The 22,109-nt window shown below is 67.6% G+C and carries 19 protein-coding genes; 3 read left to right on the top strand and 16 right to left on the bottom strand.

Annotated elements, in window-relative coordinates; genetic code table 11:
* Window positions 1-40: 40 nt before the first annotated feature.
* Window positions 41-724, top strand: coding sequence for an alpha/beta hydrolase (locus tag VN461_23225; protein ID HXB57692.1), 684 nt, complete (start codon window positions 41-43; stop codon window positions 722-724).
* Window positions 721-1,587: an alpha/beta fold hydrolase gene (locus VN461_23220; protein ID HXB57691.1), complete on the top strand. Its 867-nt coding sequence runs from the start codon at window positions 721-723 to the stop codon at window positions 1,585-1,587. Before VN461_23225 ends, VN461_23220 begins: the two co-directional genes overlap by 4 nt.
* On the opposite strand, the gene VN461_23215 is transcribed toward VN461_23220, so the two are convergent.
* A complete protein-coding gene (locus VN461_23215; protein ID HXB57690.1) occupies window positions 1,584-2,693 on the bottom strand; it encodes an SGNH/GDSL hydrolase family protein in 1,110 nt (369 codons plus the stop codon). The two genes, VN461_23220 and VN461_23215, sit on opposite strands and share 4 nt — an antisense overlap.
* 56 nt (window positions 2,694-2,749) lie before the next feature.
* Between VN461_23215 and pelF the strand changes: the two genes are divergently transcribed.
* Window positions 2,750-3,877, top strand: a complete 1,128-nt coding sequence (pelF, locus tag VN461_23210; GenBank protein ID HXB57689.1) for a GT4 family glycosyltransferase PelF — start codon at window positions 2,750-2,752, stop codon at window positions 3,875-3,877.
* Here the strand turns inward: pelF and VN461_23205 are convergent.
* From VN461_23205 to VN461_23135, 15 genes are all read right to left on the bottom strand, one after another.
* Complete coding sequence (locus VN461_23205) at window positions 3,826-4,986, bottom strand: glycosyltransferase (GenBank protein ID HXB57688.1); 1,161 nt, start codon at window positions 4,984-4,986, stop codon at window positions 3,826-3,828. The genes pelF and VN461_23205 overlap by 52 nt on opposite strands.
* Window positions 4,983-6,191 carry a glycosyltransferase gene (locus tag VN461_23200; protein HXB57687.1) on the bottom strand — a complete coding sequence of 403 codons (1,209 nt, stop codon included), beginning with the start codon at window positions 6,189-6,191 and terminating at the stop codon, window positions 4,983-4,985. Before VN461_23200 ends, VN461_23205 begins: the two co-directional genes overlap by 4 nt.
* A complete protein-coding gene (locus tag VN461_23195; GenBank protein ID HXB57686.1) occupies window positions 6,188-7,327 on the bottom strand; it encodes a glycosyltransferase family 2 protein in 1,140 nt (379 codons plus the stop codon). Before VN461_23195 ends, VN461_23200 begins: the two co-directional genes overlap by 4 nt.
* Window positions 7,328-7,330: 3 nt before the next feature.
* Window positions 7,331-8,122: a polysaccharide deacetylase family protein gene (locus VN461_23190; protein ID HXB57685.1), complete on the bottom strand. Its 792-nt coding sequence runs from the start codon at window positions 8,120-8,122 to the stop codon at window positions 7,331-7,333.
* Window positions 8,119-9,750: a glycoside hydrolase domain-containing protein gene (locus tag VN461_23185; GenBank protein ID HXB57684.1), complete on the bottom strand. Its 1,632-nt coding sequence runs from the start codon at window positions 9,748-9,750 to the stop codon at window positions 8,119-8,121. The genes VN461_23190 and VN461_23185 overlap by 4 nt, the downstream gene beginning before the upstream one ends.
* Window positions 9,751-10,019: 269 nt before the next feature.
* Window positions 10,020-10,838: a polysaccharide deacetylase family protein gene (locus VN461_23180; GenBank protein ID HXB57683.1), complete on the bottom strand. Its 819-nt coding sequence runs from the start codon at window positions 10,836-10,838 to the stop codon at window positions 10,020-10,022.
* Window positions 10,835-12,451 (bottom strand): lipid II flippase MurJ, encoded by a 1,617-nt coding sequence (locus tag VN461_23175; GenBank protein ID HXB57682.1) that lies wholly within the window; start codon window positions 12,449-12,451, stop codon window positions 10,835-10,837. The genes VN461_23180 and VN461_23175 overlap by 4 nt, the downstream gene beginning before the upstream one ends.
* The gene (locus tag VN461_23170; GenBank protein HXB57681.1) at window positions 12,451-13,458 is read right to left on the bottom strand and encodes a polysaccharide deacetylase family protein; all 1,008 of its coding nucleotides are present in this window, start codon (window positions 13,456-13,458) and stop codon (window positions 12,451-12,453) included. Before VN461_23170 ends, VN461_23175 begins: the two co-directional genes overlap by 1 nt.
* Window positions 13,455-14,978: an O-antigen ligase family protein gene (locus tag VN461_23165; GenBank protein ID HXB57680.1), complete on the bottom strand. Its 1,524-nt coding sequence runs from the start codon at window positions 14,976-14,978 to the stop codon at window positions 13,455-13,457. Before VN461_23165 ends, VN461_23170 begins: the two co-directional genes overlap by 4 nt.
* Window positions 14,979-14,980: 2 nt before the next feature.
* Window positions 14,981-16,366 carry a TIGR03013 family XrtA/PEP-CTERM system glycosyltransferase gene (locus VN461_23160; protein ID HXB57679.1) on the bottom strand — a complete coding sequence of 462 codons (1,386 nt, stop codon included), beginning with the start codon at window positions 16,364-16,366 and terminating at the stop codon, window positions 14,981-14,983.
* Window positions 16,367-16,372: 6 nt separating this feature from the next.
* Window positions 16,373-17,158, bottom strand: a complete 786-nt coding sequence (locus tag VN461_23155) for a CpsD/CapB family tyrosine-protein kinase (GenBank protein ID HXB57678.1) — start codon at window positions 17,156-17,158, stop codon at window positions 16,373-16,375.
* 8 nt (window positions 17,159-17,166) lie between these two features.
* Window positions 17,167-18,600, bottom strand: a complete 1,434-nt coding sequence (locus VN461_23150; GenBank protein ID HXB57677.1) for a hypothetical protein — start codon at window positions 18,598-18,600, stop codon at window positions 17,167-17,169.
* On the bottom strand, window positions 18,597-19,343 hold the full coding sequence (locus tag VN461_23145) for a 2-phosphosulfolactate phosphatase (GenBank protein ID HXB57676.1): 747 nt from the start codon (window positions 19,341-19,343) through the stop codon (window positions 18,597-18,599). Before VN461_23145 ends, VN461_23150 begins: the two co-directional genes overlap by 4 nt.
* 5 nt (window positions 19,344-19,348) lie before the next feature.
* Window positions 19,349-19,990, bottom strand: coding sequence for a polysaccharide biosynthesis/export family protein (locus tag VN461_23140; GenBank protein ID HXB57675.1), 642 nt, complete (start codon window positions 19,988-19,990; stop codon window positions 19,349-19,351).
* A 133-nt stretch (window positions 19,991-20,123) separates the two neighbouring features.
* Window positions 20,124-22,028 carry an ABC transporter ATP-binding protein gene (locus VN461_23135; GenBank protein HXB57674.1) on the bottom strand — a complete coding sequence of 635 codons (1,905 nt, stop codon included), beginning with the start codon at window positions 22,026-22,028 and terminating at the stop codon, window positions 20,124-20,126.
* Window positions 22,029-22,109: the final 81 nt, after the last annotated feature.

Raw genomic sequence — 22,109 nt, 5'->3', positions numbered from 1 at the left:
GGTCTATCACGCGCCACGCAGCTCCAGCCGGCGCACGGGTGTGGTCGTCTGTGCTCCCTTCGGGCAGGAGTACCTACGCGCGCATCGCTCGCTCCGCGAGCTAGGGGAGCGCCTCGCCGAGGCGGGGCTGCCCGCGTTGCGCTTCGACTATCACGGCTGCGGGGACTCAGCGGGGGAAGGGGAAGAGGCTCGCTGGGAGGAGTGGCTTGCCGACACCGTGGCCGCGGTGGCGGAGCTTCGCGAGTCTACGGGCCTCTCCAGGGTGGCCTTGATCGGCCTGCGCCTAGGGGGGACGCTGGCCGGCCTCTGCGCGGCTCGCCTCGGAGGTGTGGAAGCCCTCGTGCTCTGGGACCCCGTGGTCCAAGGTGCCGCCTACCTGCGCGAGCTACGAGAAACGCATGAGGCCTGGACGCACGAGCACGCCCCGGGCGCGATCGCCCAGCCCAACGAGGCGCTGGGGTTTCCCCTGCGCGATGAACTGGCGGCTGACCTCGAGAGAGTGGGCCTCCTGGGTCTCGCCCACGGACCCGCCCGCCGCGTGCTGGTGGTCAACAGTGGGGATGGGGAAGGCGAGCCGCCTCTCTGGAGAGGAGCGGCGGGAGTGGAACATCAGCGCTTCCCGCCCGCACCGGTATGGCTGCCCGCCGAAGGGATGGGCCGGGCTTTCGTGCCCGCTCAGCTCCTCAGTGCCGTTACCACCTGGCTGGAGGGCGCCTGCACGTGAAAGAAGGGGCGCTCCTTTTTGGCGAAGAGAAGTCCTTGGTAGCCGTGATCACCGAACCCTCTGGGGCGCTCGGGCGGGAGCGACCCGCCGTCATCTTCCTGAACGCCGGCGTCTTGCACCGAGTGGGTCCCAACCGCATCCACGTGCGCCTCGCTCGCGAGCTGGCGCGCCATGGCTTCGTCTCGATGCGCTTCGACTTTTCCGGCCTGGGTGACAGCCGCTCCCGCCGCGACCCCACGCCATTTGTGGAGTCGGCAGTGGCGGAAACGCGCCAGGGGATGGACCTCCTCGCTAGCTCGCGGGGGGCACAATCATTCCTTCTGATCGGCATCTGCTCCGGCGCCGACAATGCCCTCCGCGCAGCTGGACTCGACGAGCGGGTGGTGGGTACGGCCCTCATCGAACCGTATGGCATTCCCGCTCCCGGGTTCCTTCTTTACTCCTATCGACGGAAGATCCTGAACCCCCTCGCCTGGTGGCGCCTGCTCCGCGGGCGGAGCGAGCTCTGGGAAATGCTCAGGGAGCGGACGAGGGCGAGTGGGGAAGCCGATCCCGTGCCTGGGGCACAATCCGTGATCACAGAGGCCGTCGTTCCTTCCCGGGAGGAGGTTCTGGCGCAGCTCCGGAGGCTCACCGAGCGGGGGGTCGATCTCTGCCTCGTGTACTCCGCGGAGAGCCCCGCCTACCACAACTACCGGACTCTTCTGCGCCGGGAGGTCCGGAAGGCGATGGCGCGGGGGAGGGCACAGCTCGAGGTGATCACGCGCACGGACCACGTCTTCACCCCGGCCGCGGCCCAGCAGCGGCTTGTGGCCCTTCTCGCCGACTGGGCTTGCCACGTGGCCGCTCGGGAGGCGCTCTAGGGCGGGCCCCCGGGAGGGGGCATCTTCCCCTCCAGGGCCCAAGGATGAGCGGAGAGCCAGGCGTGGATCTCCTCCGCCGCCAGACGGTGCCCGCGCGCGTTGAGATGGCTATCCATGGACGAAAGTCGCAGGCGGGGAGACTCGGGGCGGTCCTCGAATGCCACGGACAGGCGGCAGAACCCGATCCCCTGATCGCGGCAGAATGCCTCCAGCTCGGCGCGCTGGCCGAAGAATTCCTCGCCCCGCAGGAGCCGGTCCGAGAGCCGCAAGAGCGGCGATCGAGCGTAGGCCTCCGCATCTTGATCGGGGATGAACACGAGCACGAGCGGTGTGTTCCGCACCGCGAGCACCCTTCGCATCTCCAGGAGGTAGCGCTTGGTCTTCTCAACCGAGGCACGGAAGGCACGCTTCTCCCCCACTCCCGACCACTGCCCATCCAGGACCGCAAAAAGCGCGCTGTGGCGGAGGGCAAATCGAGTGAGGCCCGAACGCTCCCAGGACGGGGCGTCGCTCAGGTAGCCGTCGACGATCGCGCGTCTTCGGGGGGCATCGGCGTTGTTCAGGTAATCGTTGCCCTCGTAGAAGGCGAGAATCACGAGGTCCGATTCGTAGCCGAGGCCCACGGAGGTCAGGAGGCGGAGAGCCTCGTAGGTGCCATAGCCGGGAATCCCCGCGTTCACCACTTCATGGACCCTTCCGGTGGGGGCTCCGTTCAGAAGCAGCTCCAGCCGTTTGAAGAAGCTGGCCTCCAGGGGAACACCCCACCCGAAGGCAAAAGAATCCCCGAGCCCGAGGGTCCGGAAGATCCCGGAGCTCTTGGCGGAGTACTCGCGGTCCCGCAGCCCCTTGCTGTTAGCCCGCACTTCAATGTCAAAGTAGGGGCGCACAAAGCGCCCAGAAAAGCCGGGGGTGAGCGTCCAGAACGACTGGTCGTCCAGGTGATAAAGCCCCCGTGGGTGGACCTCGAATTGGCGCTCCAGGACGGCCTGGCGCGCGGCTGCTTTGCGGGCGAGCGGGGGGGCAACGCGGGCGACGATCTCGCCCAAGCCGAGGGCCGCGGCCGCGCCGAAGGCGGCCAAGGCGAGGTTCGCGCGCCAGGCCCTCACTCTCAAGGCCTCGTTCGCCCAAGCGGCCGGACCGCGCGGGAAAGGAAGGCCCGGCCTTGATCAGGGTCGCCTACGCGATCTGGTCGCTCGGGCTCGGGGGGGCGGAGCAGGTCGTGATTCGCCTGGCCGCGGGGCTCGACCGCCGACGCTTCGAGCCCCTCATCTGCTGCCTTGACGAGCCGGGGCCCTTCGCGACCCAGGCCGAGAAGGCGGGGATCGAGGTCGTCTCCCTCGGCAAGCGGGGCCCCCTCGACGGCGGGGCGGCTCACCGGCTCGCCCGGCTCCTCTCCTCCCGCGGAGTGCAGACGGTCCACACGCATCTCTGGGGAGCGAACTTTTGGGGGCGGCTGGCCGGGCTCTGGGCCCGGATTCCCGTGGTCGTGACCACCGAGCACAACGTTGACTCCTGGAAGAGGGTGCATCACTTCATGATCGACCGCGCCCTGGCCCTCGCCACTACCCGCCTGGTGGCGGTCTCGCAAGAGGTGCGGGAGTTCTACGAGGGCCACGGGGTCGGTCGTGGGCGGTGGCAGGTCATCTACAACGGGGTGGAGATCCGTGCCGCCCCCTCGCGGCACCGCGGCCCGGCTTGGCGGGACCTCGGTCTGGGAGCGGAAGAGCCGGTGGTGGCGCTGATCGGTCGGCTCGTGCCCGCCAAGGCACCGGAGGTCTTCCTGCAGGCCCTGGCCCGGGCCGCGCTGCGCGTCCCCGCCCTGCGCGGCCTCGTGGTCGGCGACGGCCCCCTGCGGTCCGAGTTGGAGGGCGAGGCTCGACGGCTCGGCCTGGAGAGACGCGTGGTGTTCGCCGGCCTGCGCACGGACGTCTCGGAACTGCTGGCGGGTCTGGACGCCGTGCTCTTCTCGTCGGTACGGGAAGGGCTCTCGATGGCCATGCTGGAGGCAATGGCAGCTGGGGTGCCCGTGATCGCCACCGAGGTCGGAGGCACCCCGGAGCTGATAACCGATGGCCGGACCGGTCTCCTGGTGCCGCCCGGACAGCCCGACGCGTTGGCAGAGGCGCTCATCGGGCTCCTCGGGGACCGGGCCCGGGCGGCCGCGATCCGGGAGGCGGCGCATCGCCGGGTGGAGGAGCTCTTCACGGTCGCGCGCATGGTGGCGGCCCACGAGCAGCTCTACGAGGAGGGCGCGGAGGCGGCCCGCCGCGACTCCACGAGGTCGCGGTAGAAGACCTCATAGCCGGCAACCATGCGTTCCAGGCTGAATTCGCGCCCAACCAAGCGCCGCGCTTCGCGCCCCAGGGATGCCGCCGCGGGGGAATCCTCGAGGAGAGCGAGGATCGCCGCAGCAAGGGCCTGGGGGTCGCGGGTCGGGACCAGGCGACCGTTTACCCCATCGCGAACCACATCGGGATTCCCACCCGCGGCGGTCGCTACCACGGGCCGTGCCATGGCCATGGACTCGAGCAGAACGTTGGAGAGGCCTTCGTGGTGGGAGGGTAGGACCACGACGTCCAGCATGGCCAGGACGGAGGACACATCCTGAAGGGGTCCCGTGAAGACCACGCGTCCGCGGATGCCCAGTTGGTCGGCAAGGGCCTCGAGGTCGGGTCGCAGGGGACCATCGCCCACCAGGAAGAAATGCGTGTCGGGCCTCTGCGCCACCACGAGCGCCGCGGCCTTGAGCAAGTCGGCATGCCCCTTAGCAGGCAGGAGGTTCCCGATCGCGCCCACCGCTTCCTGCTCAGGGCGAAGGCCCCATCGGTGGCGAGCCTCGGCCCGGGAGTGGCGCTCGGGATCGAACCTCGTCAGGTCCACTCCGTTCGGTATCGTTACTATTTGCCCGTTGCGAAGGCCCCTTTCCCCCCGGGTTGCGGTGGCGACGGCGGGGCAGACCGCGGTCACTCGGTCCACGAAGGGGTTGATGAGGCATTCTTCGACGAGCCGGAGCCTCCAATTGCGTGAGAAGCCGGTGTCCCGGCGGGAGGTCACCACCGCGCCCACTCCGGCGAGCCGTCCGGCTAGCGCGCCATATATGTTCGCGCTCGTCAGGTAGGTGTGAAGCACGTCAGGCTTTGAGGCGCGCAAGCGCCGAGCCAGGCGCGGCAGGCCGAGCATGCCGCGGGGGCTGTAGAGTCGACCGAGACTCAGAACCTCCACCCTCACCCCATTTTCGCGTAGCTCATCCGCCACCGGGCCGCCGCCGAGGAGGCAGACGACCTCGGGTGTAAAGGCACCGCGATCGAGGCGGGAGACGAGCTGGCCCAGGTGGACCTGGGCCCCCGCCCGGTGCAGCTTGTCGATCAGAAAGGCGACCCGGATGGGACGCAGGCTCATGCGGGCAGGCCCTGGAAGCGCCGAACGTACTCCTCCGTGGCCCTCTCGAGATCGAACTCCGATGCCACGACCCGATGACCGGCTTCGGCGAGCCGCCGGCGGAGCGCCTGGTTTTCGGCGAGGCCGCGGATGGCCTCCGCCAGCGCGGCGGAATCGCGGGGTGGCACGAGCAGTCCAGTCTCTCCGTCCTTCACCAGCTCCTCCACCGATCCAAAGCGGGTGGTGATCACGGCGCAACGGGCGGCCAGGGCCTCGATGAGGACATTGGGGATCCCCCAGTGCCACTCCGGTTGGGCCATCAGGACGAAGACGGACGCGCGGGAGTAGTGGGGGAGCACGTCTGCGTGCTTGAGGGGCCCAGTCATGGTGACGCGATCGTCTAGGCGGGCGCCCGTCAGCTGGGCACGCAGGGTCGCGTCCAGGGGTCCCCCGCCCACGATCGTACAGTGGAACTTGTGGCCCTCCCCGGCCAGACGGGCAAGGGCATCGATCAGGTATGCGAATCCCTTGTGGGGGTTGAGGGTGCCTACGGAAAGGATATGCAGCGGCTCATCCCCCTCCCGCGCTTGGCGGAAGTCGGAGACTCGGATGCCGTGGTGGATCACGGCGAGGTGTGCGGATGGGCACTCGGGAGCGAGCCCGCGGAGGTGCACGGCGTTGGCGACGGTGCAGGTGGTGACGAAAGCGGCGTGCCGGATCTTTTCGGCGAGGTGGGTGGTGTTGAGATAGATGTCGTGGGCGTGGCCGGAGAAGCTGAAGGGTACGCCAGAGATCCCGGAGACCACGTGGGCGACCGAGGCTGCGTAGGTCGCCCAGCCGGCGTGCACGTGGGTGACTCCGTTTTCGATCGCCCACTGGGCGAGCCACACGGCCTTGGGAAAGAAGGCGAGGTTCTTGAGCAGAAACTCGGGGCTTCGCCAGTTGCCGGCCACGAGGCGAGCCAGCGCGGCCAGGTAGCGCCGAGGTCGGCGCCGGAGCAAAAGCGCGTGCGCCCGCAAAATGCGGGGAGACACCAGAAAGGCGACGTAGAGCGTACGCGGGAGGAGGGCGCGGGCCTCATCGTGGACTACGGGTTCATGGGAGGAGCGCAAGGTAAAGATCCAGGTATCGAGCCGCGCGGCCACGGCGTGGATCTCGCGGAGCAGGAACACCTCGTCGTAGCAAGGGAACCTGGAGAGGATATAGGCGATGCGGGAAGTGTTCATGAAGAACTCTTCCAGACCGCGGTCTCCGTGCCGCGGAGAAAGCCAACCAGGCCGCGAGCGGCGGCCAGGTTCAGCAGCGCGAGGGTGTAGGGAAGGAGGGTCAGGCGCAGAGGGCTCCGCGCCCGGGCCTTACGTCCGCCGGCAGCGGCAAGGAGATAGAAGAGCACTTGGGCGCCAAACGCGAGCCGGTAGAAGGCACTGCCCGAAAAGGAGAGCTGTGCGCTGGCTAGGAAGAGGACGAGCAGGCACCAAGGCACCGCGAGGCGCAGGACCTTGTGGGAGAGAAGCTGCCAGAGGAGACGGTCGCGCACGGGGTGTAGAAGCACGGGACGCAGGGCGAGAAGCTGAAAGTTTCCGGCCAGGGTGCGGACCTTGCGTTGAAACTCGCGGGCCGGGCTCTCGGCCATGCGGTCCCAGGCTCGCGCCTCCGGGGCGAAGAGCACCCGGTGCCCGGCCAGCACGACCTCCATGGGCAGGGCGACGTCATCCAGAATCGTTCGGGGATCGAGGGGCACGAACAGGTCCCTGCGCAACGCATAGAGGGCCCCCGTTACGCCCACCGTGGAGTCGAACCGGCTCTCTGCGCGACGGATGAGTTTCTCGTACCTCCAGTAGAGCGCCACCCCCTCGGTGGGCACGCCGGCAGGGGTGAGCAGGTGGAGTTCGCCGCCCACTGCGCCCACCGAGGGGTCGGCAAAGTAGCCAACGAGGTGACGCACGGCATCCGGGGCGAGAGGCTGGCGGGCGTCCGTGAATACTACGAAATCGCCACTGGCGCGGGGCACTGCTTCGTTGAGGCAGGCCGCCTTGCCACGGGGTCCGGCGAGGCACAGGAGCCGAACGCCCGCCGCCGCAAAGCTGACGGCAATGGCTTCCGTGCCGTCCGTGGAGCCATCGGAGACGACCAGTATCTCGAGCTTGTGCTTCGGGTAGTCGAGGGCAAGCGCATTGCGGAGCTTGTCTTCGAGGTAGGCCTCCTCGTTGTGGACGATGATCAGGAGGGAGAGGGCGGGGGTGACGTCCTGCTTAGAGACCGCGGGCGCCGGCCATAGTCGGGCCATGACGGTAATGAGGATGGGGTAGCCGAGGTAGGCGTAGAGAACGAGCGCGGCTGCGATCCAGAACACGAGCCCCACCTCTCAAGCCCTCCCCGTGGGATGGAAGCGCGCGAGCCAGAGGCGGCGCAGGCTATCATAGGCTCGCGCGGATAGGAGCGCCCGAGTGACATGCGTCGCCTGATGCCGCAGCAGCTGCCGGAGGAGGAAGGAGGGCCGCTGCCCGACCGCGGCCGAGAACCCGGCCAGGCCGTGGGCCCGCCGCAGGGGGAAGCGAGGTAGTATGCCGGCCCCCGCCGCCCCGCGCACGAGACCCGGGCGGGATCCCAGCACCCAGCGGTAGCCCGCGGCGTTCGCCATGCGCCACGCGCGCCGTCCGCCGCGGCCGCCGGGCAAGGACAGGGCATCGACGGGCTGACGCAAGCACTCCTGAAGGCGCTGTTTCGAGTCCACGAGCTGCCGCTGCAGCTCAGGGGCGGAAACGTGGTCGAGTAGTGTGTGGTCCAGGCCATGCGACCCGATCGCAAACCCATCCGCGGCCAGGCCGCGGAGCTGATCCCAGGAGAGGCGGCCGGCTTGTCCGACCCGCGCGGGGTTTACGAAGAAGGCGGCCGGAAAACCTAGCGTGCGGAGCAATGGCGCTGCGATCATGGCGTCCGTGTCACAGCCATCGTCGAAGGTGAGGACGACCGCCCCGTCCGGGTAGGGCCCCTGCGCGAGCGAGACCAGAGGCACCACCGCTCGCCCCTCCGCGGCCAGAAGCCGTATTTGGGCCTCGAAGAGCGCGCTCGGGAGGGCATAGTCGCCCTCCTCCGGTTCGGCGCCCGTCTCGCTGACCCGGTGATACATGAGGATGGCGGCGCGGGGGGGCCTCATTGCGCCTTCCGGAGCACGATGTCGCGCGCCACCTCCTCCCGCGCCGCATCCCAATCGGCGGGGTTGTGGCTCCAGTCCCCCGGCTTGGCCCAGAGCGGGTGATCCCAGTAGGGGTCGTACTCCTTCTCGTTGAGGGCGGAGCGGATCACGCGGCGCACAAGGGGGCCGGGATCGCCGCCGAGGGCCCTCAGCAGGGCCAGGTACTCGTAGTCGAGAAGGCCGCGACGAAGCGCCTTCATGCGGAAGGAGGGAACGGGGCCGCGCACCGCCGGGAAGCCAACGGAGGGGAGCATGGCTCCCGGGTAGAAGAGCACGCCATTCCCGAGGAGGCCATCGTCCCAGTTGTAGACACTTCGATACGGATCTTGGTCCCAGAAGTTCCCGACCCAGAGGAAGATCCCGTCGACGGCGTAGCGCTCGGCGATCCAGGGCCAGCTGCGGAGGCCGAGGCCCTCATTGTTCAAGCAGTGGCCGCCCACGAATGGTTCGTGCTGCTGGTAGAACCAGGCCTGCTCGCCGCGTGACTGCCGCGCGCCCATCTCCCGCGGGCGGTAACCCGCCCCCCAGGTCGCCCAGATGTCCACCGCACCCACGGGGACCGGGCTGTCGTGCGGGGCGATCGTCACCAAGTGCCGGATGGGCGTGCCCGACGCGTGGAGGGCATCCCCGTAGTCCTTCACGAGCCGCGGTGTGCCAGGGTACTCTCGGAACTTCGGCTCGTCGATCATGTACATGAACAGCTGGGGTCGCGTCCAGCCCTTCTCGCGAAAGTGTTGGGCGCAGATGCGGGCATACTCGATCAGGGCGCGGCGGTGGGCGGGGGTGAGGGCCGAGTCTCGCCGGTAGTCGCCGCCGAAGTTGGGCGGATCGCCGGTGCGGGCTCCCCACCAGACAAAGCCCCCAACCTTCCACAGGCGGGGCGGCTCCCGGTCCGTGAATAGAGAGCCATCGAGGCTAGATCCGTAGCGGGAGTCATAGTCGGCCCAGGCCACAGAGAGGAGAGCGCCCGTCTTCTCGTCCCATCGTAGCTCCGGCTGCTCTTCCATGATTTGGGTGGCGAAGCGGTGAGCGTGGGCCATGCGGAAGTAAGCCGCGAGGACCCCCTGGCGCTCGGGTGCGGGAAGGGGGGCAAGGCCCTCGCGCTCCCAGAGGCGGGTCGCGTAGAGGGGCACCCAGGCTGCCAGCGAGGGGCGGGCGGGGATCTCGAAGGGGAGCACCTGTAGCTCGATCCGCAACACAGCCAGAGGCTGTCCCTCCGCGCGGAAGGTGAGGGTGCCGGCATAGCTCCCGGCCGCTGCACCGCGTGGGACCTCGAGATCGATCCAGAGAACCTGGTTGCGGCGGGGAATGAGGGAAAACGGGGCGGCCACGGGACGGCTGCCCGGCGCGTCTTCCCAGAGCGGCACCAGGGGATCCGGGTACTCCCCGGGGGGGAGGGCGACCAGCTTACCTTCCACTGCGGGACAGTAGAGGTAGGTCTCCAAGAAGGCGGCGAACTGGCGGCGGGGGAGTCGGCTGCCCTGTCCCGCCAGATCGCTAAGCTCGACCTCCACCCTTGGGCTGCCCCTCTCGGAGGCCAGTGCCACCTGGAAGGCCACGGTCTCGCCACGCGCGCCTTGGAGCCGCACCGGCGCCCCGACCGCCTGTGGTTCCCCGAGGCCATCGCCCGGCCGCACCTTTACCGAGTCCCTTAGGACCCAAAGGCCCAAGCCCGCCGGGGTCGACGAGCGAGTCTCCGGAGGCGGGGGAGGCGGGGCCTGGGCCCCGTTCTGAGAACCTGATGGTTGAGCCCGCCGCGCCCGAACCGTCTTAAGGCGTCCGGCGACCGCGGCGACAAGAATCGAGCCCGCGGTCAAGATCCCGACCAGCACCAAGGGAAAGCGCAGGGTCGACCGGTTCACGGGGCCCACGCGGCCTGCGCTCGTTGCCAGAAGCGATGCCAGGTGTCGAAGCCGCCCTCCAGCTTGAGCCGGAAGTCCTCGCTTGTGTCGTCGCCAGAGATCTCCGTGCGGCGGAGCACAAACGGCTCGGTCCCCGGAGGGTTGACCCCCGGGCGCACCGTGCAGGCCGCCTCGAACCCCGCCGCGGCCACGACCTGTCTCACACCTACCGACTCCTGGCCCCGCGGGTAGCAGAACAAGCGGGGGGACTCCCCGGTGCGTTCGTCGATGTCGCGCCGGCAACCCTCGGCCTCTTCCCGCAACTCCGCTGCGGTCACGCGCGTTAGCTCGCGGTGCGTGCGGCCGTGGCCGCCGATGGTGTGACCCCGCGCGCGCAGAGAGAGGACCTGCTCCCAGTCGAGCATCCGATCGGCAGCGCAGCAGCCCCGGTACCGATCCAGCGTTTCCGTCCCGCCTATGGCGCCGGTGACGATGAAAAACGTCGCGGTGAAGCCGAAGCGGTGGAGGATGGGCAGAGCGGTGGAATAGTTGTCCTCGAAGCCGTCATCAAAAGTGAGGGCTACGGCGCCCGCGGGTAGGGGAGCCGCCCCCCCCAACGCGGGGAGCGCGTGCGCAAGGGGGAGCACGGGCCGGCCTGAGCTCGCAAGGGCATCCATCTGATCAGTGAAGGCCCGAGAAGTGACGCTGAGGCGATCGTGGGGATGGCCGTCGTTTACCCGGTGATAGGTCAGGATGCGCAGGCCCGACTCTCCCGTGCCGGCCAGGGCGAATGTACGGACGAGGGCCCGTCGCAGGATGCGCCGACCAGTCGTCATATGGGGGATTGCTCAGCGACGGCCGTGGGCTTCCTGGAGGCGCCCGCGACCGGGAGCGGGAGGCGGGCCGGGCGGCGCAGGGCTCGGTGCAGGAAGGCGAGTTGCACGAGCAGCTGACGGCGGGCGAAGAGCCAAAGAGCCGCTGTGTAGACGCCGAGGCAGAGCAAACCGAGGACCACGGCGGCGGGCAGGGCGTAGCCCTCGAGCACGGCCGGCGTCGAGCTGAAGGCGGCGACCGGGTAGACCGTTAGCGTCATGGCCCCTACCGCGAAAACCACCCCGTAGAGCGAACGCAGATGCCGGCGCGTCTCGCTCGGGGTGAACACTCCACGTAGGCAGAAGGCCAGCACGAGCAGCTTGAAGTACAGGGAGAGAGTGGTGGCGAGGGCAATGCCGCGGTGTCCCATCCAGGGGGTGAGGGTGGCGCAGAGTATCGCGTTGCAAGCCACCCGGGCGAATCCCGCCCGCATGGGCGTGAGGGTGTCCTGACGGGCATGAAAGGCGGAGCCGACGAGCTCATTTAGAGCCAAAGCGAAAACAGAGGGCGCAAAGAGACGGAGTGCAGAGGCGGTAACGCTGGTCGAGCGCACGTCGAAGGATCCGCGCTCGAAGAGCACAACCACCAAGGGATCGGCCACAAGCCAAACGACTGCCGCCAGAGGCAGGAAGACCATGACCGCAGTCAGCAGAGCTCGGCCGAGGCTCACCCTCGCCTGTTGCTGGTTGGGCTCCGCGAAGCGGCTGGACAGGAAGGGAAAGAATGCGGTGGTCAGGGGGCCTACGAGCAGGCGGTGCAGCGCCTCGACAGGAGTGAACGCATACTGCAGCCCGGAGACGGCGCCCACGGGGAGGAGGGAGGCGAAGGCCCGCATGACTATGAGGTTGAGCTTGTCGCCGGAGTCGCCGAGATAGACGGGCAGGGAGAGGCGGATCAGCCGCCGAACCGGGGCGCTCGTGAGATCGAGGCCGGCCTTGAGGCGGTTCCGGCGCCGGAGAAGGGCTACCGTCACTACGAGGAACTGCAACAAGCCGCCGAAGACCTGGGCGAGGGCGAGCGCCTCCACCCCCATCCAATGATGAACGACCAGAAAAGCCGTGGAGCCTGCCTGGAAGGCGATCTCGGAGAGCCCCACCGCCGCAAAGCGCCGCTCTGCATGGAGCACCACGCCCAGGATGCGCCCCGCTCCCAGGGAGGCACTCATGAGCAGGAGCACTCGGGTCAGCTCCAGCGTCTGGGTGCGTCGCGCCTCGCTAAACCCAGGGGCGAGCAGTGACATAGCCCCCGGCGATACCAGATAGGCAATGAGCAGCGATCCCGAGAGCAGCAGCAGCCAATAACTGAGCATCCTTCCCGCGTCGCGCCAGGCCTCATCCTCGGAGCGGGCCCGTTGGGCCGCGAAGAGTGGGATGAAGTTGAACGCGCCCGTGCGCGCGAGCTGCATGGCCAGATCCGGGAGGAGCAGCGCCACAAGGTAGGCATCCATACCCCCCGAAGTCCCGAAGTAGTAGGCGGCGAGGACATTCTTGAAGAAGCCAACCAGAAGGGCGGCGCCCGAGGACGCGGAGACCACGATCATGGCGCGGGCGACGGTCCCTCCGCCCAAGCCGCGCATCACGAGACCTCTACTCGCCCGCGCTCCTCTTGGCCGAGGCCTGCGAGGCGAGCGGCGAAGAGCGCGAGGCTCGGCTCGTTGGTATAAAGGCGGGGAAGCTGGAAGGGGTCCTGGCCGGGGCGGGCCAGGCCCCTGCGGCAGGTGACCGCGCAGCGCAAGCCAAGGCGCCGTAAAATGGCAATCGTGCGCCCGTCGTAGTCTTCCGGGTCGCCGTTGGGATAGGCGAAGCTCGTGACTTGGCGGCCGGCCCGTTCCTCGATCAGCCGCAGGCAGGTCGTGATCTCGTCCTCCTGCTTGCCTTCATCGAGCCGGGAGAGCATGTAGTGCCGATGGGTGTGGCCGGCGAGACTGATCCCTCCCTCGGTCATCCGCCGGACCTCCGGCCAGCGGAGGAGGCGGAGGGGCGGGCCCTGTGGCTGCAGGGCGGCCTCCAGGGTGGCAACCGCGTCCTCCACGTCCTTCGGGCCCAAGGCCTTGAGCTGCCGGAGCAGGCGGGCGAGCAACTCCAGGCGCGCGCTCGGCCGGCCCAGGCCCGAGGAAGGCAGACCGAGGGCGGGAACGTCGAGCACGGTGGCCCGAGCGTGCTTGAGCACCCACCTTATCCGGTCGATCCAAAGGGGCTCGCCCGTCTCCGGGGGACCGGTGGCAAGGAACAGAGTAGCGGGTAGGCCGCGGCCTTCGAGGATGGGTAGCACGACCTCGAACGTGTCGGGATACCCGTCGTCGATGGTTATGGCCACGCGGGAAGGCCCCGGTGCTCCATCGGCCAGCCAGGCGACGACTGCGTCCAGGGGCTCCACGCGATAACGGGAGGCGATGTAATCGACCTGGGCGGCAAAATCACTTCGGGGCAGGGAAGGGAAGAAGGGGTCCCGCTCGTCGTTCACGCGATGATAGGCGAGGAGTATGGCCCGCCCCTTCTCGAAATGGGAGCGATGGAGGCGCAGAGCCCCGGAGCGGAGGAGGCTCCAGGCCACCGTCCGTTTGATCGGAGCCGCGCCCGTCATGCCGCCCGGCGTGCGGGCCGAAAAGGATCACGAAGGCGACCCGCAACAACGACCAAGGCCGCCAGGATCCAGAACCACCCCACGAGAGCCTCGTCGGAGAAGCGCGAGCCCAGCAAGGAGCTCACCACCACGGCAACCAGGCTGCCCAGGAAGGCCAGGGCAAGGCCGCGGTCGACCGGGTGTCGGCGTCGGAAGCGGAGCTTTAGGGCGATCAAGGACCAGGCGAGAAAGAGCAAGAGAAGGAGGGCGAGAGTGGGCAGGCCCGTCTCCGCGGCCAGAAGGATGAAGGCATTGTGAGCGTCGTGGGGATCACTCCTCCGCAGCGGGTACTCCGTGTAATAGCCGATGAGCTCTTGGAAACGGCCCAGGCCTACGCCGGTGAGGGGGTGATCTGCGATCATCTGCGCGGCGCCGCGCCAGAGGACCAGGCGGTGGGCGCTGCTGCGGTCCAGGCTGACCGTCGCGTTCTCCCCTTCAAACGCCGAGGGCACCGAACGCTCCGCGGTAGTGTCGGCGAGGCGCTCGCGAACGCTCTCGGGGATCAAGGAAGGAAAAGCTAGGAGGGTCACGGCTCCCCCTCCACCCGCGGTGGCCAGGAGCACCGGGCTCGTGAAAGCCAATACGGTTCCCGCGCCCGCGGCCAGGGCTAGATAGGCTCCGCGCGAAAAGGTGTAGAGCGTCGCCCGGACGGCGAAGGCGAAGGAAGCGAAGTAGGCCAGGGCCCGGCGGCGGGGTCGCGCATTCATTGCGAAGGCGAGAAGGGGGACCCCGTAATAGGCGAGAAACGCGCCCATGGAATTGGCCTGCACCATCAGGCCCGGAACACGGGCGGCGTCGATGCTGCCCCGACTCGAGCGCTCCAGCCCCGCCCTCCAGGTGTCGGCCGCGACTAGGAGGGTGGTCCAGGCCATGACCTGGAGCACAGCGCGGATATCCTCTCGATCGCGCGCAAGCCCTCGCGCCATAAAGAAGAACAGCACGGGCGCAAGCCAGGCGCGATAGGTCTGGACGAGTTCCCCAAGGCCGGGCCCGGCCGCGTAGGCGGGGAGCAGGCTCAGCGATGCCACAGCCACGAAAAGCACCGCCAGCAAGTCAGGCAACTTGGCGCGGAGGTCAGGTCGGCCCTGGAAACGGCTGGATAACCAAGCGACGGGTCCGAGCACAAGCAGCAAGTTGGTCAAGTTGGCGCCGGCGATTCCGGCCACGGGAAGGGGGTAGACCTTGCTGAAGGGCAGGTAAGCTACCACCAGCGGCAGGTACCAGCGAGGGCGGAGGAGGGCCGAGACCGTGACCGTTGCGGAGTAGGCCGCCCCGAAGAGCAGCATGACGGGGCCGTCCTCGGTAACGTCGATGGCGCGGGCCACAGCCAGACCGCAAGCGTAGAGGAGGGCGAGAACGAGGCCGGGACGCACCTCCTGCTGCGCCCGCCGAGCGACAGCCTCGAAACGCGCCCCGGGGAGGGGCGGAGAGGAAGCGGCCAGCGACGGCCCACTCGCGAGGTAGGGCGTCCGCGTGGTCATGGTCAGCGTGCCCCCCGCCCCAGGAGCATGACCTTGAAGGTGTCGAGAATGATGGCGAGATCGAGGAACAGGGACATGTTCTTGACGTAGTAGAGGTCGAACTGCAACTTGCATTCACTGTCCTCGATGGTCGAGCCATAGCCGAACTTGACCTGAGCCCAGCCCGTGATTCCGGGGCGCACAGTGTGGCGCTCGTCGTAGTAGGGGATGATCCTTCGGAGGTTCTCCACGAAATGGGGCCTCTCGGGGCGCGGGCCCACGAAGCTCATGTCTCCCTTTACCACGTTGATCACCTGGGGAAGCTCGTCCAGCCGGAGCTGGCGGAGGACGCGTCCGAGGTGGGTGACGCGCGGATCCTCATCCGGCGAGGCCCACACCGGGCCCGTGAGCGCCTCCGCGTCCGTGCGCATGGTGCGGAGCTTGTAAAGGGTAAAGACCCGCCCCTGCATGCCCACGCGCACCTGGCGCAGGAAGCCGGGACCGGGGGTCTCCAGTCGAATGAGCAGGGCGAGTAGGCCAAGGAGGGGGGCGACAAGCACCAGGCCTATCAGCGCCACCACCGTCTCTACCGCGCGCTTGGTGCCGCGAAGCAGGCGCGGCTTGCTGAAGCCGGGGGAGAAGACGAGCCAGCTCGGCCGCAGGTCGCTAATGAGAATCTTGCCGGTCAGGCGCTCGTAGAAGCTCGGGGCGTCCTCGATGCGGATGCCGGCCAGGCGGCAACTGAGGAGGTCATCTACCGGGAGCTGGCCGCGCTGATCCTCCAATGCGACGACGATGAGGTTGACGTTGAGTGAGCTCACGAGCAGCAGAAGATCGCCCATGGTTCCGATGACGGAGGGGTTGACGAGTCGGCGACCCACGTCGGCCGTGTGGATCCCCAGGAAGCCCAACACCCGGTATCCGAGCGGGGCCCGCTGAAGCATCTCCACCGCGATCAACTGGGCGGTCTGGCCAGTGCCGAGGATGAGCACGTTGTCGTTCAGCGACTCTCGGTCGGCCGCCCACCGGTGCGCGGTGTGCCAACCCAGGATTGCGAAGGAGCTGAACGGTAAGGCTAGGAGGAGCGTCGCGGGGCCGATGCGCGCTGCCGGCAGGAGGTAGTAGGCGAGGCCCAGGATCAGGGCGCTCGCCACGTAGGACTGGCCTAGGCGCAGGAAGAACTGTGTACGGCTCCGTAGGGCGCGGTCGTCGTAGAGCTCGCTGTAGTACAGGCAGAGCTGGAGGGCGAGCACGGGAAGCAGAGCCTTGAGGACAGCCGAGCCGGGGCTGGCCTGCAGCTCGTGAGCAGAGCCGAGAAGGCAAGCCAGCACCACCGCCAGCAGGAGAAGGAGGGACTCCACGAGGAAGAGAACAGCACGCCGGAAATCAGGCAGGGAGACGGTGTTCACGACGCCTCAGAGCGGCTTGCGGCGACGTTCGAGCCAGCGGGCCAGGATCTCCGTCCGGTCGTTGAAGACCACCCCGTGAACTGCATTGGGCTTGAGTTTGGACAGGGACCGGCGGATTGCGGTACGTGATGCGTGACGGGCCCGAACTACCAGGAGGAAGCCATCAAGCAAGTCCTGGAGCACAACCGAATCCGCCACCGTCTCCAGCGGTGGGCAGTCCAGGAGGACGAAATCAAAGGACCGGCGCGCGGCTGCCAACAGCCGTGCCATGGGCTCCGAGCCCAGCAGCTCCGCAGATTGAAGAGGGGACGGCGTCCCGGCCGCTAACAGAAGAACCCCCCCCGGCTCGAGGCGGACCAGCGGCACCGCTCCGTGGCCTCCTTCAGCGAGCCACTCGCTGAGGCCGGCCTCGGGAGGAAGGCCGAGCATCTGGGCGAGCCGGGGCGCGCGAAGCGCCGCCTCGACGAGGAGAACACGGGCCTCCTGTTCCTGCGCGAGGGCGTTGGCGAGCCCCAGGGCTATCGTGCTCGTTCCCTCGCCGGCCGTCGGGCCAATCACGCCGAGGCAGCGGACGAGGCGCTGTTCGCCTAGCACCGTCTCCACCATCGACATCCCCTCCACCGCTGCCTTCACTTTGGAACGCAAGACGCGGAAAGGCTCAAAATCCAAGGTGCCGGGGGAGACGAGCGCGGCGAGTCGCGGGTCCTCGATCAGAATGGGCGCGGTCGCCGGCTCCGCGAACGTCACCCGGGTCGCGGGCAGCGTGGTCAGGAGGGGGTCGACCGGAGTCATGGAAGGGCTCAAGACGCAGTGGCGTGCTTGCCAGGCGGCATCACGCGCGGGATTGTGACCAGAACGGGTTGGGGCAGGAGATCCTCCAAGTCACGCTCATTCTTGATGGAGGGGTCGAGGAGGTCGGCGATGAAGGTGCCGGCGAGGCCGGCCGCGAGGCCGAACAGGAGGCCGGCCATGACGAAGAGCGTACCGTAGGGACGGATGGGCCGGCGAGGGAGAAAAGCGGGGTCGAGAACGCGGAAGTATCCGCCCTTCCAGTACTCTTCCAGGCGCCGCCCCATCTCCGCATCCATCTCCTTCTTGAGCGCGGTGTTGTAGTTCTCACGGAGCTGTTGGTAATCGCGGGTCAGGGCAGCCAACTCCTGCTCCGCCCGGGGCGTCTGCTCCACGCGAGCCTGAAAAGCCGCGATCCTCTGGTCAAGATGCTCACGCCGGGTCTGCAGCGATTCGATCTCGGCCTCAACGAGGCGAAGAGACTGGTGGAGCGAGGCGGCCTCGGGGTTGGCGACTTCGCTCGTGTCCTCCCCGTCTCCCTTTTGGGGGTCCCGAGGCTGCTTCTCTAGCTTCTCCATGCGAGCGCGAAGAGCGCGCATGTCTGGGTGGTCGTCTGTATAGCGGCCACGGAGGGAGTTGTAGGTGGAGCGGAGCTTAGCGAGCTCTGCCTCCGGCGTCGAAGGGCTGGGGGCGAGCCGCTGGCCCTCGAGCACGCTCCGCTCCAGGGCCGCTCGGCGGTCTCCTAGGGTGCGGAGGCTCTCGCCCAGCGTCTGCTGCTCGAGCTGGAGCTGCTGAAGCACACGGAGGTTGGCGTCGAGCTGCTCCGGAAGGGAGCCCCAGTACGCCTGCTTGTGCCGACGCAGCGCCCCTTCGCGCTCTTCGAGAGTCTTGCGCGCGTCCTCAAGGCTCTGTTGGATGAAGTCGAAGGCTTTCTTGGTCAGACTGTCGCGGAGCCGCGCCGCGTCCTCGGTAAATTGCGAGGCGAGCATGTTTGTGACCCTCATTGCTTTCTCGGGGTCACGGTTGACATACTCGATCACGAACGAGTCCGTGCCTTGCACACGGATCTCGATGGCGCCCCGCATTGCCTCTACGATTACGTGGGAGGGCTGTCCGGCCATCTCCGGGTAGGGGTCAAGCTTCTGGAGCACCTGCTCGAGGCGGGTCCGGCTCATGACCACCTGACGGATTGTGTTCAGACGCTGGGCGATCCCCTCGGGAGTGACCGGGGTCACGAAGTACTCGGGCACATTCTTCGACTCCACGAGGATGAGGGTCGCGGAGCGGTATTTTCGCGGCGCCCCGAGCGCGAGGAGGATGGCGACCGTCATGACCGCCGCGAAGGGAACCCAGAAATAGGGAGGGTAGCGGAAGGGGATCTCAAGGTACTCGATAGCGTCGCGCCTCGGCCGCTCCTCGATGTCGGCGTACTCGGGGTGGTTCATCTGTCGAGTCCTTCCCGCGCGCAGCGTACGCCAACCGGGAACTGCTCCAGAAAGACCTCGTCGGCCTCGCAGCGGCAGCTGTGGTCCACATCGTCCACATGGGCGATCACGAAATCTACCTCTTCCGCACGACCCGCGCGGCAGAGCTGGGCGGCGCTGTTGCCCCATCCCGCCAGCGCGGGCGCGGCGCCGCTCCAGCGGCGCACGGTGTCGGCGGTGCGGCGGTCTACCGCCTCGAAACCCTGGTCCAGGAGTTGCTCCGCGATCCAAGCCGCTGCCATCTGGTCTTCGCAGCTGAACTCTCCGCGAGAGCCCGCGCAAAGAAGGGCTACGCGTTCGTAGTCGGCGAGGGCGGCGGCGGTGGCCGAGAGATTGCGAAAGGAGGCCACGAGGACAGGGCCGCTGCTGACGGCGTTGGCAATCAGGTTGGTACCGGGCTCGGATGCGAGGACGAGCGGGCGCTTGTCCTCCGACCACCGTGGCAGCGCGGAGGGGCTGTCGGGCAGTTCGAACTCTCCCGGCGCTGCGTCCTCCAGGCGACCCGCCACCAGAGCGGGCCCCAGCCGAGCCAGGATCGCGCGCAACTCAGCGTGAGATGCCGCCAGCAGAGTCCTCCGTCCCTGGGCGACGGCCGTGACGAGGGTGGTGGTAGCAAGCATCACGTCAATGCAGGCCACGGCCGCGCCCTCGCGGTGGCGGAAGGCGCTGTCGGGGAAAGCGTCGATGAGGACGGTCTTGCGCATGTTGGCTACGGAACGATAATCGTGTCGCCGGACTCAAGAATGATGTTCTGCTCCAGGTGGAGCCCCAGCTCGACGTCGTGGAAGTTGAAGGGAATGGCCTTGCGCTCTCCACGCCGGTCACGGATGATCATGATCCGGTCGCGCTTGGCAAACTCCCGAAAGCCGCCGGCCAAGGCGAGGGCCTGGATCACGGTGGTACTCCCGCTCATGGGGAAGGCACCGGAGGTCGTCACCTCACCAATCACGTAGAACCGGGCGCTCACCGCCTGGGAAACCGTGATCGTGACTTGGGGCACCTCGAGGAAGGCCCGCAGCTTGGTGCGGACCTCAGTCGTGAGCTGCTCGGTACTCCGGCCCCCGGCCCTGATGTCACCGACGAGGGGTACCGTTATTCTTCCGTCGAGGCGCACGAACACGTCCGTGGTGAGTTCCGGCTCCTTCCACACCGTTATGTGCAGGATGTCGCCCGGCGCGATGAAGTAGGGAGCGGGCTCGTCGGAAGCGGGGGCCTGGCTCGGGGGAGGGGTCTGCGCCGCTTCCGCAAGGCACGCCGCAGTCCCAAGGCATACGACCGCCTGGAGCAGGAACCGGTACACGTTCGTCACTCGTCCACCCCCCGCATCGAACCCGTCGAGACCGGCTGCCATCCGATCCCTCGCCGGATCCGCTGGCCTATTCGCTTCGACTCGCAAGCCCCCTAAGCTTCTGTTCCGAGAAGGCTTAGCTTAGTTGGACCGGTCGCCATTGTCAAGGGACCCTGGGGTCAAGACGGCCGGGGGCCTAGACCAATCCCCCTCCTCCACGGGGGGGGCGAGGGGCCAAGAGGGGGAGGGGTGACTCCGGAGGAGGGACGGATGCCGCTTGGGCTTCCACAACGTCCCCCGCGCCCGATCTTGGGGTCTCGCCGGGATTCAAGAAGTCGTCGCCGTTCGTACTGAACTGCCGCTCGTAGAGGTGGCGGTAGGAGCCCCCCTTGTCGATCAGCGCTTCATGAGTCCCAAACTCGACGATGCGACCCGCCTCCATCACAAGGATCTGATCTGCGCTGCGCACCGTGGAAAGACGGTGGGCAATCACAAATGTCGTCCGGCCGCGCCGCAGGAGCCGCAGTCCGTCCTGGACCAGGGCCTCGTTCTCGCTGTCCAGGCTAGATGTGGCCTCGTCCAAGATGAGGAGCTTCGGGTCAGCCAGGAGAGCCCTGGCAATGGCCACCCGCTGACGCTCGCCCCCCGAGAGCTTGACGCCACGTTCTCCCACCACCGTTTGATACCCGTTCTCGAAGGCTTCCACGAACACATCGCAATGCGCTGCCTGCGCTGCCCGCAGGATCTCCTCGTGGCTGGCATCTGGCCGGGCGTAGGCAATGTTCTCCGCGATGGTCCCGTCGAAGAGAAAACTCTCCTGGAGGACCACACCCAGGTGGGTTCGGAAATCACGGATTCGGAGTGTCGACAAGTCTCGTCCATCCAACAAGATCCGTCCCGAGGACGGGCGATACAAGGCCATGAGCAAGCCAATCACGGTGCTCTTGCCCGCTCCGCTCGGGCCCACCAGCGCCGTGGTCGTACCGGGAGCGGCGCGAAGGGAAATGCCCTTCAGGACCGATATCCCGTGTGCGTACTCGAAATGGACGTCCTCGAACTCGACGTCACCACCTATTTTAGGAAGCGGCTCGCGGTCGTGGTCTCCTTCCTCTTCCGTGGGCAGGTCTTTCAGCTCGCGGATTCGGTCCAGCCCCGCGAAGGTTTCGCCGAGCTGCGTGGTGGTCTCCGCAATTCGCACAAGAGGTGCAAGTAGCAATCCGATGAAGAAGACATACATTACGAAATCGCCCAGGGTCATGGCCCCGGTCAGAATCTCCTTCCCGCCGAAAAGAACCAGGAGGGCCGATATGGCTCCGAAAATGGCGATCCCCAGGCCTCCCAGGGCGGCACTGGCGGTCACCTCCCGGGCTACGCTGGCGAAGAGCCGATCCAGTCCGGCCGCGAACACTCGGGCCTCGTATTCCTCGGCCCGGTAGGACTTAACCACGCGGATGCCGCTCAGCGCCTCGGTCAGGCGACCCGTCACCTGGGCCCCAATCTCGGCCCGCTGGCGGTGGAGTGGGCGGATTAGCCGAAAGGCATAGACCATGAGGGCGGCGAAGGCGCCCAAGAGGACCAGGGTCGTGGCCGTCAGCCGCCAGTTCATCCACAGGAGGATGCCGAGCGCGAAGACCGCGGTGAGGAAACTGCCGGCGACCTGGACGAAGCCGGTGCCCATGAGATTCCGTAGGGCCTCGGGGTCGGTCATGATGCGCGCGATCAGCACCCCGCTCCTCGTCGAGTCGAAGAAGGCGATGGGCATGTGGAGCACCCGGCGCTGGAGATCCCGTCGGATGTCCATGATCGCTCGCTGTGCAGCCAGGCCGAGGACCCGCGAGAGCGCCAGCGACGAGAGGGCCTGGATGACGGTTGCCACCATGATGGCGGCAGCCAGTGGTCCGAGCAGGGCGCCATGGCGTCGGGTTATGACATCGTCGACCAGGAACTTGCTTGAGGCAGGCAGAACCAGACCGGCTAGCCGTCCGACCAAGAGCAGTAACAGGCCGGCCAGCAGCCGCCGACGCTCAACCCAGAGGAGATTCCGTGCGTCGCGCCAGGCCGCGCGGGACGGCTTGTAGGAAGCGGCCAAATCGCCGAGCATTATCCGAACCGTACCTTAACCCAAATGGAACCGCTTCCCAAGGCGCCGATTTGACCCTGGCCACTGCCGCCGTTAGTCTTT

It is taken from the genome of Vicinamibacteria bacterium (assembly GCA_035570235.1).
Lineage (GTDB): Bacteria > Acidobacteriota > Vicinamibacteria > Fen-336 > Fen-336 > DATMML01.
Note: the sequence above shows the minus strand (reverse complement) of the source record. Positions and strands in the feature narration are given on the sequence as shown.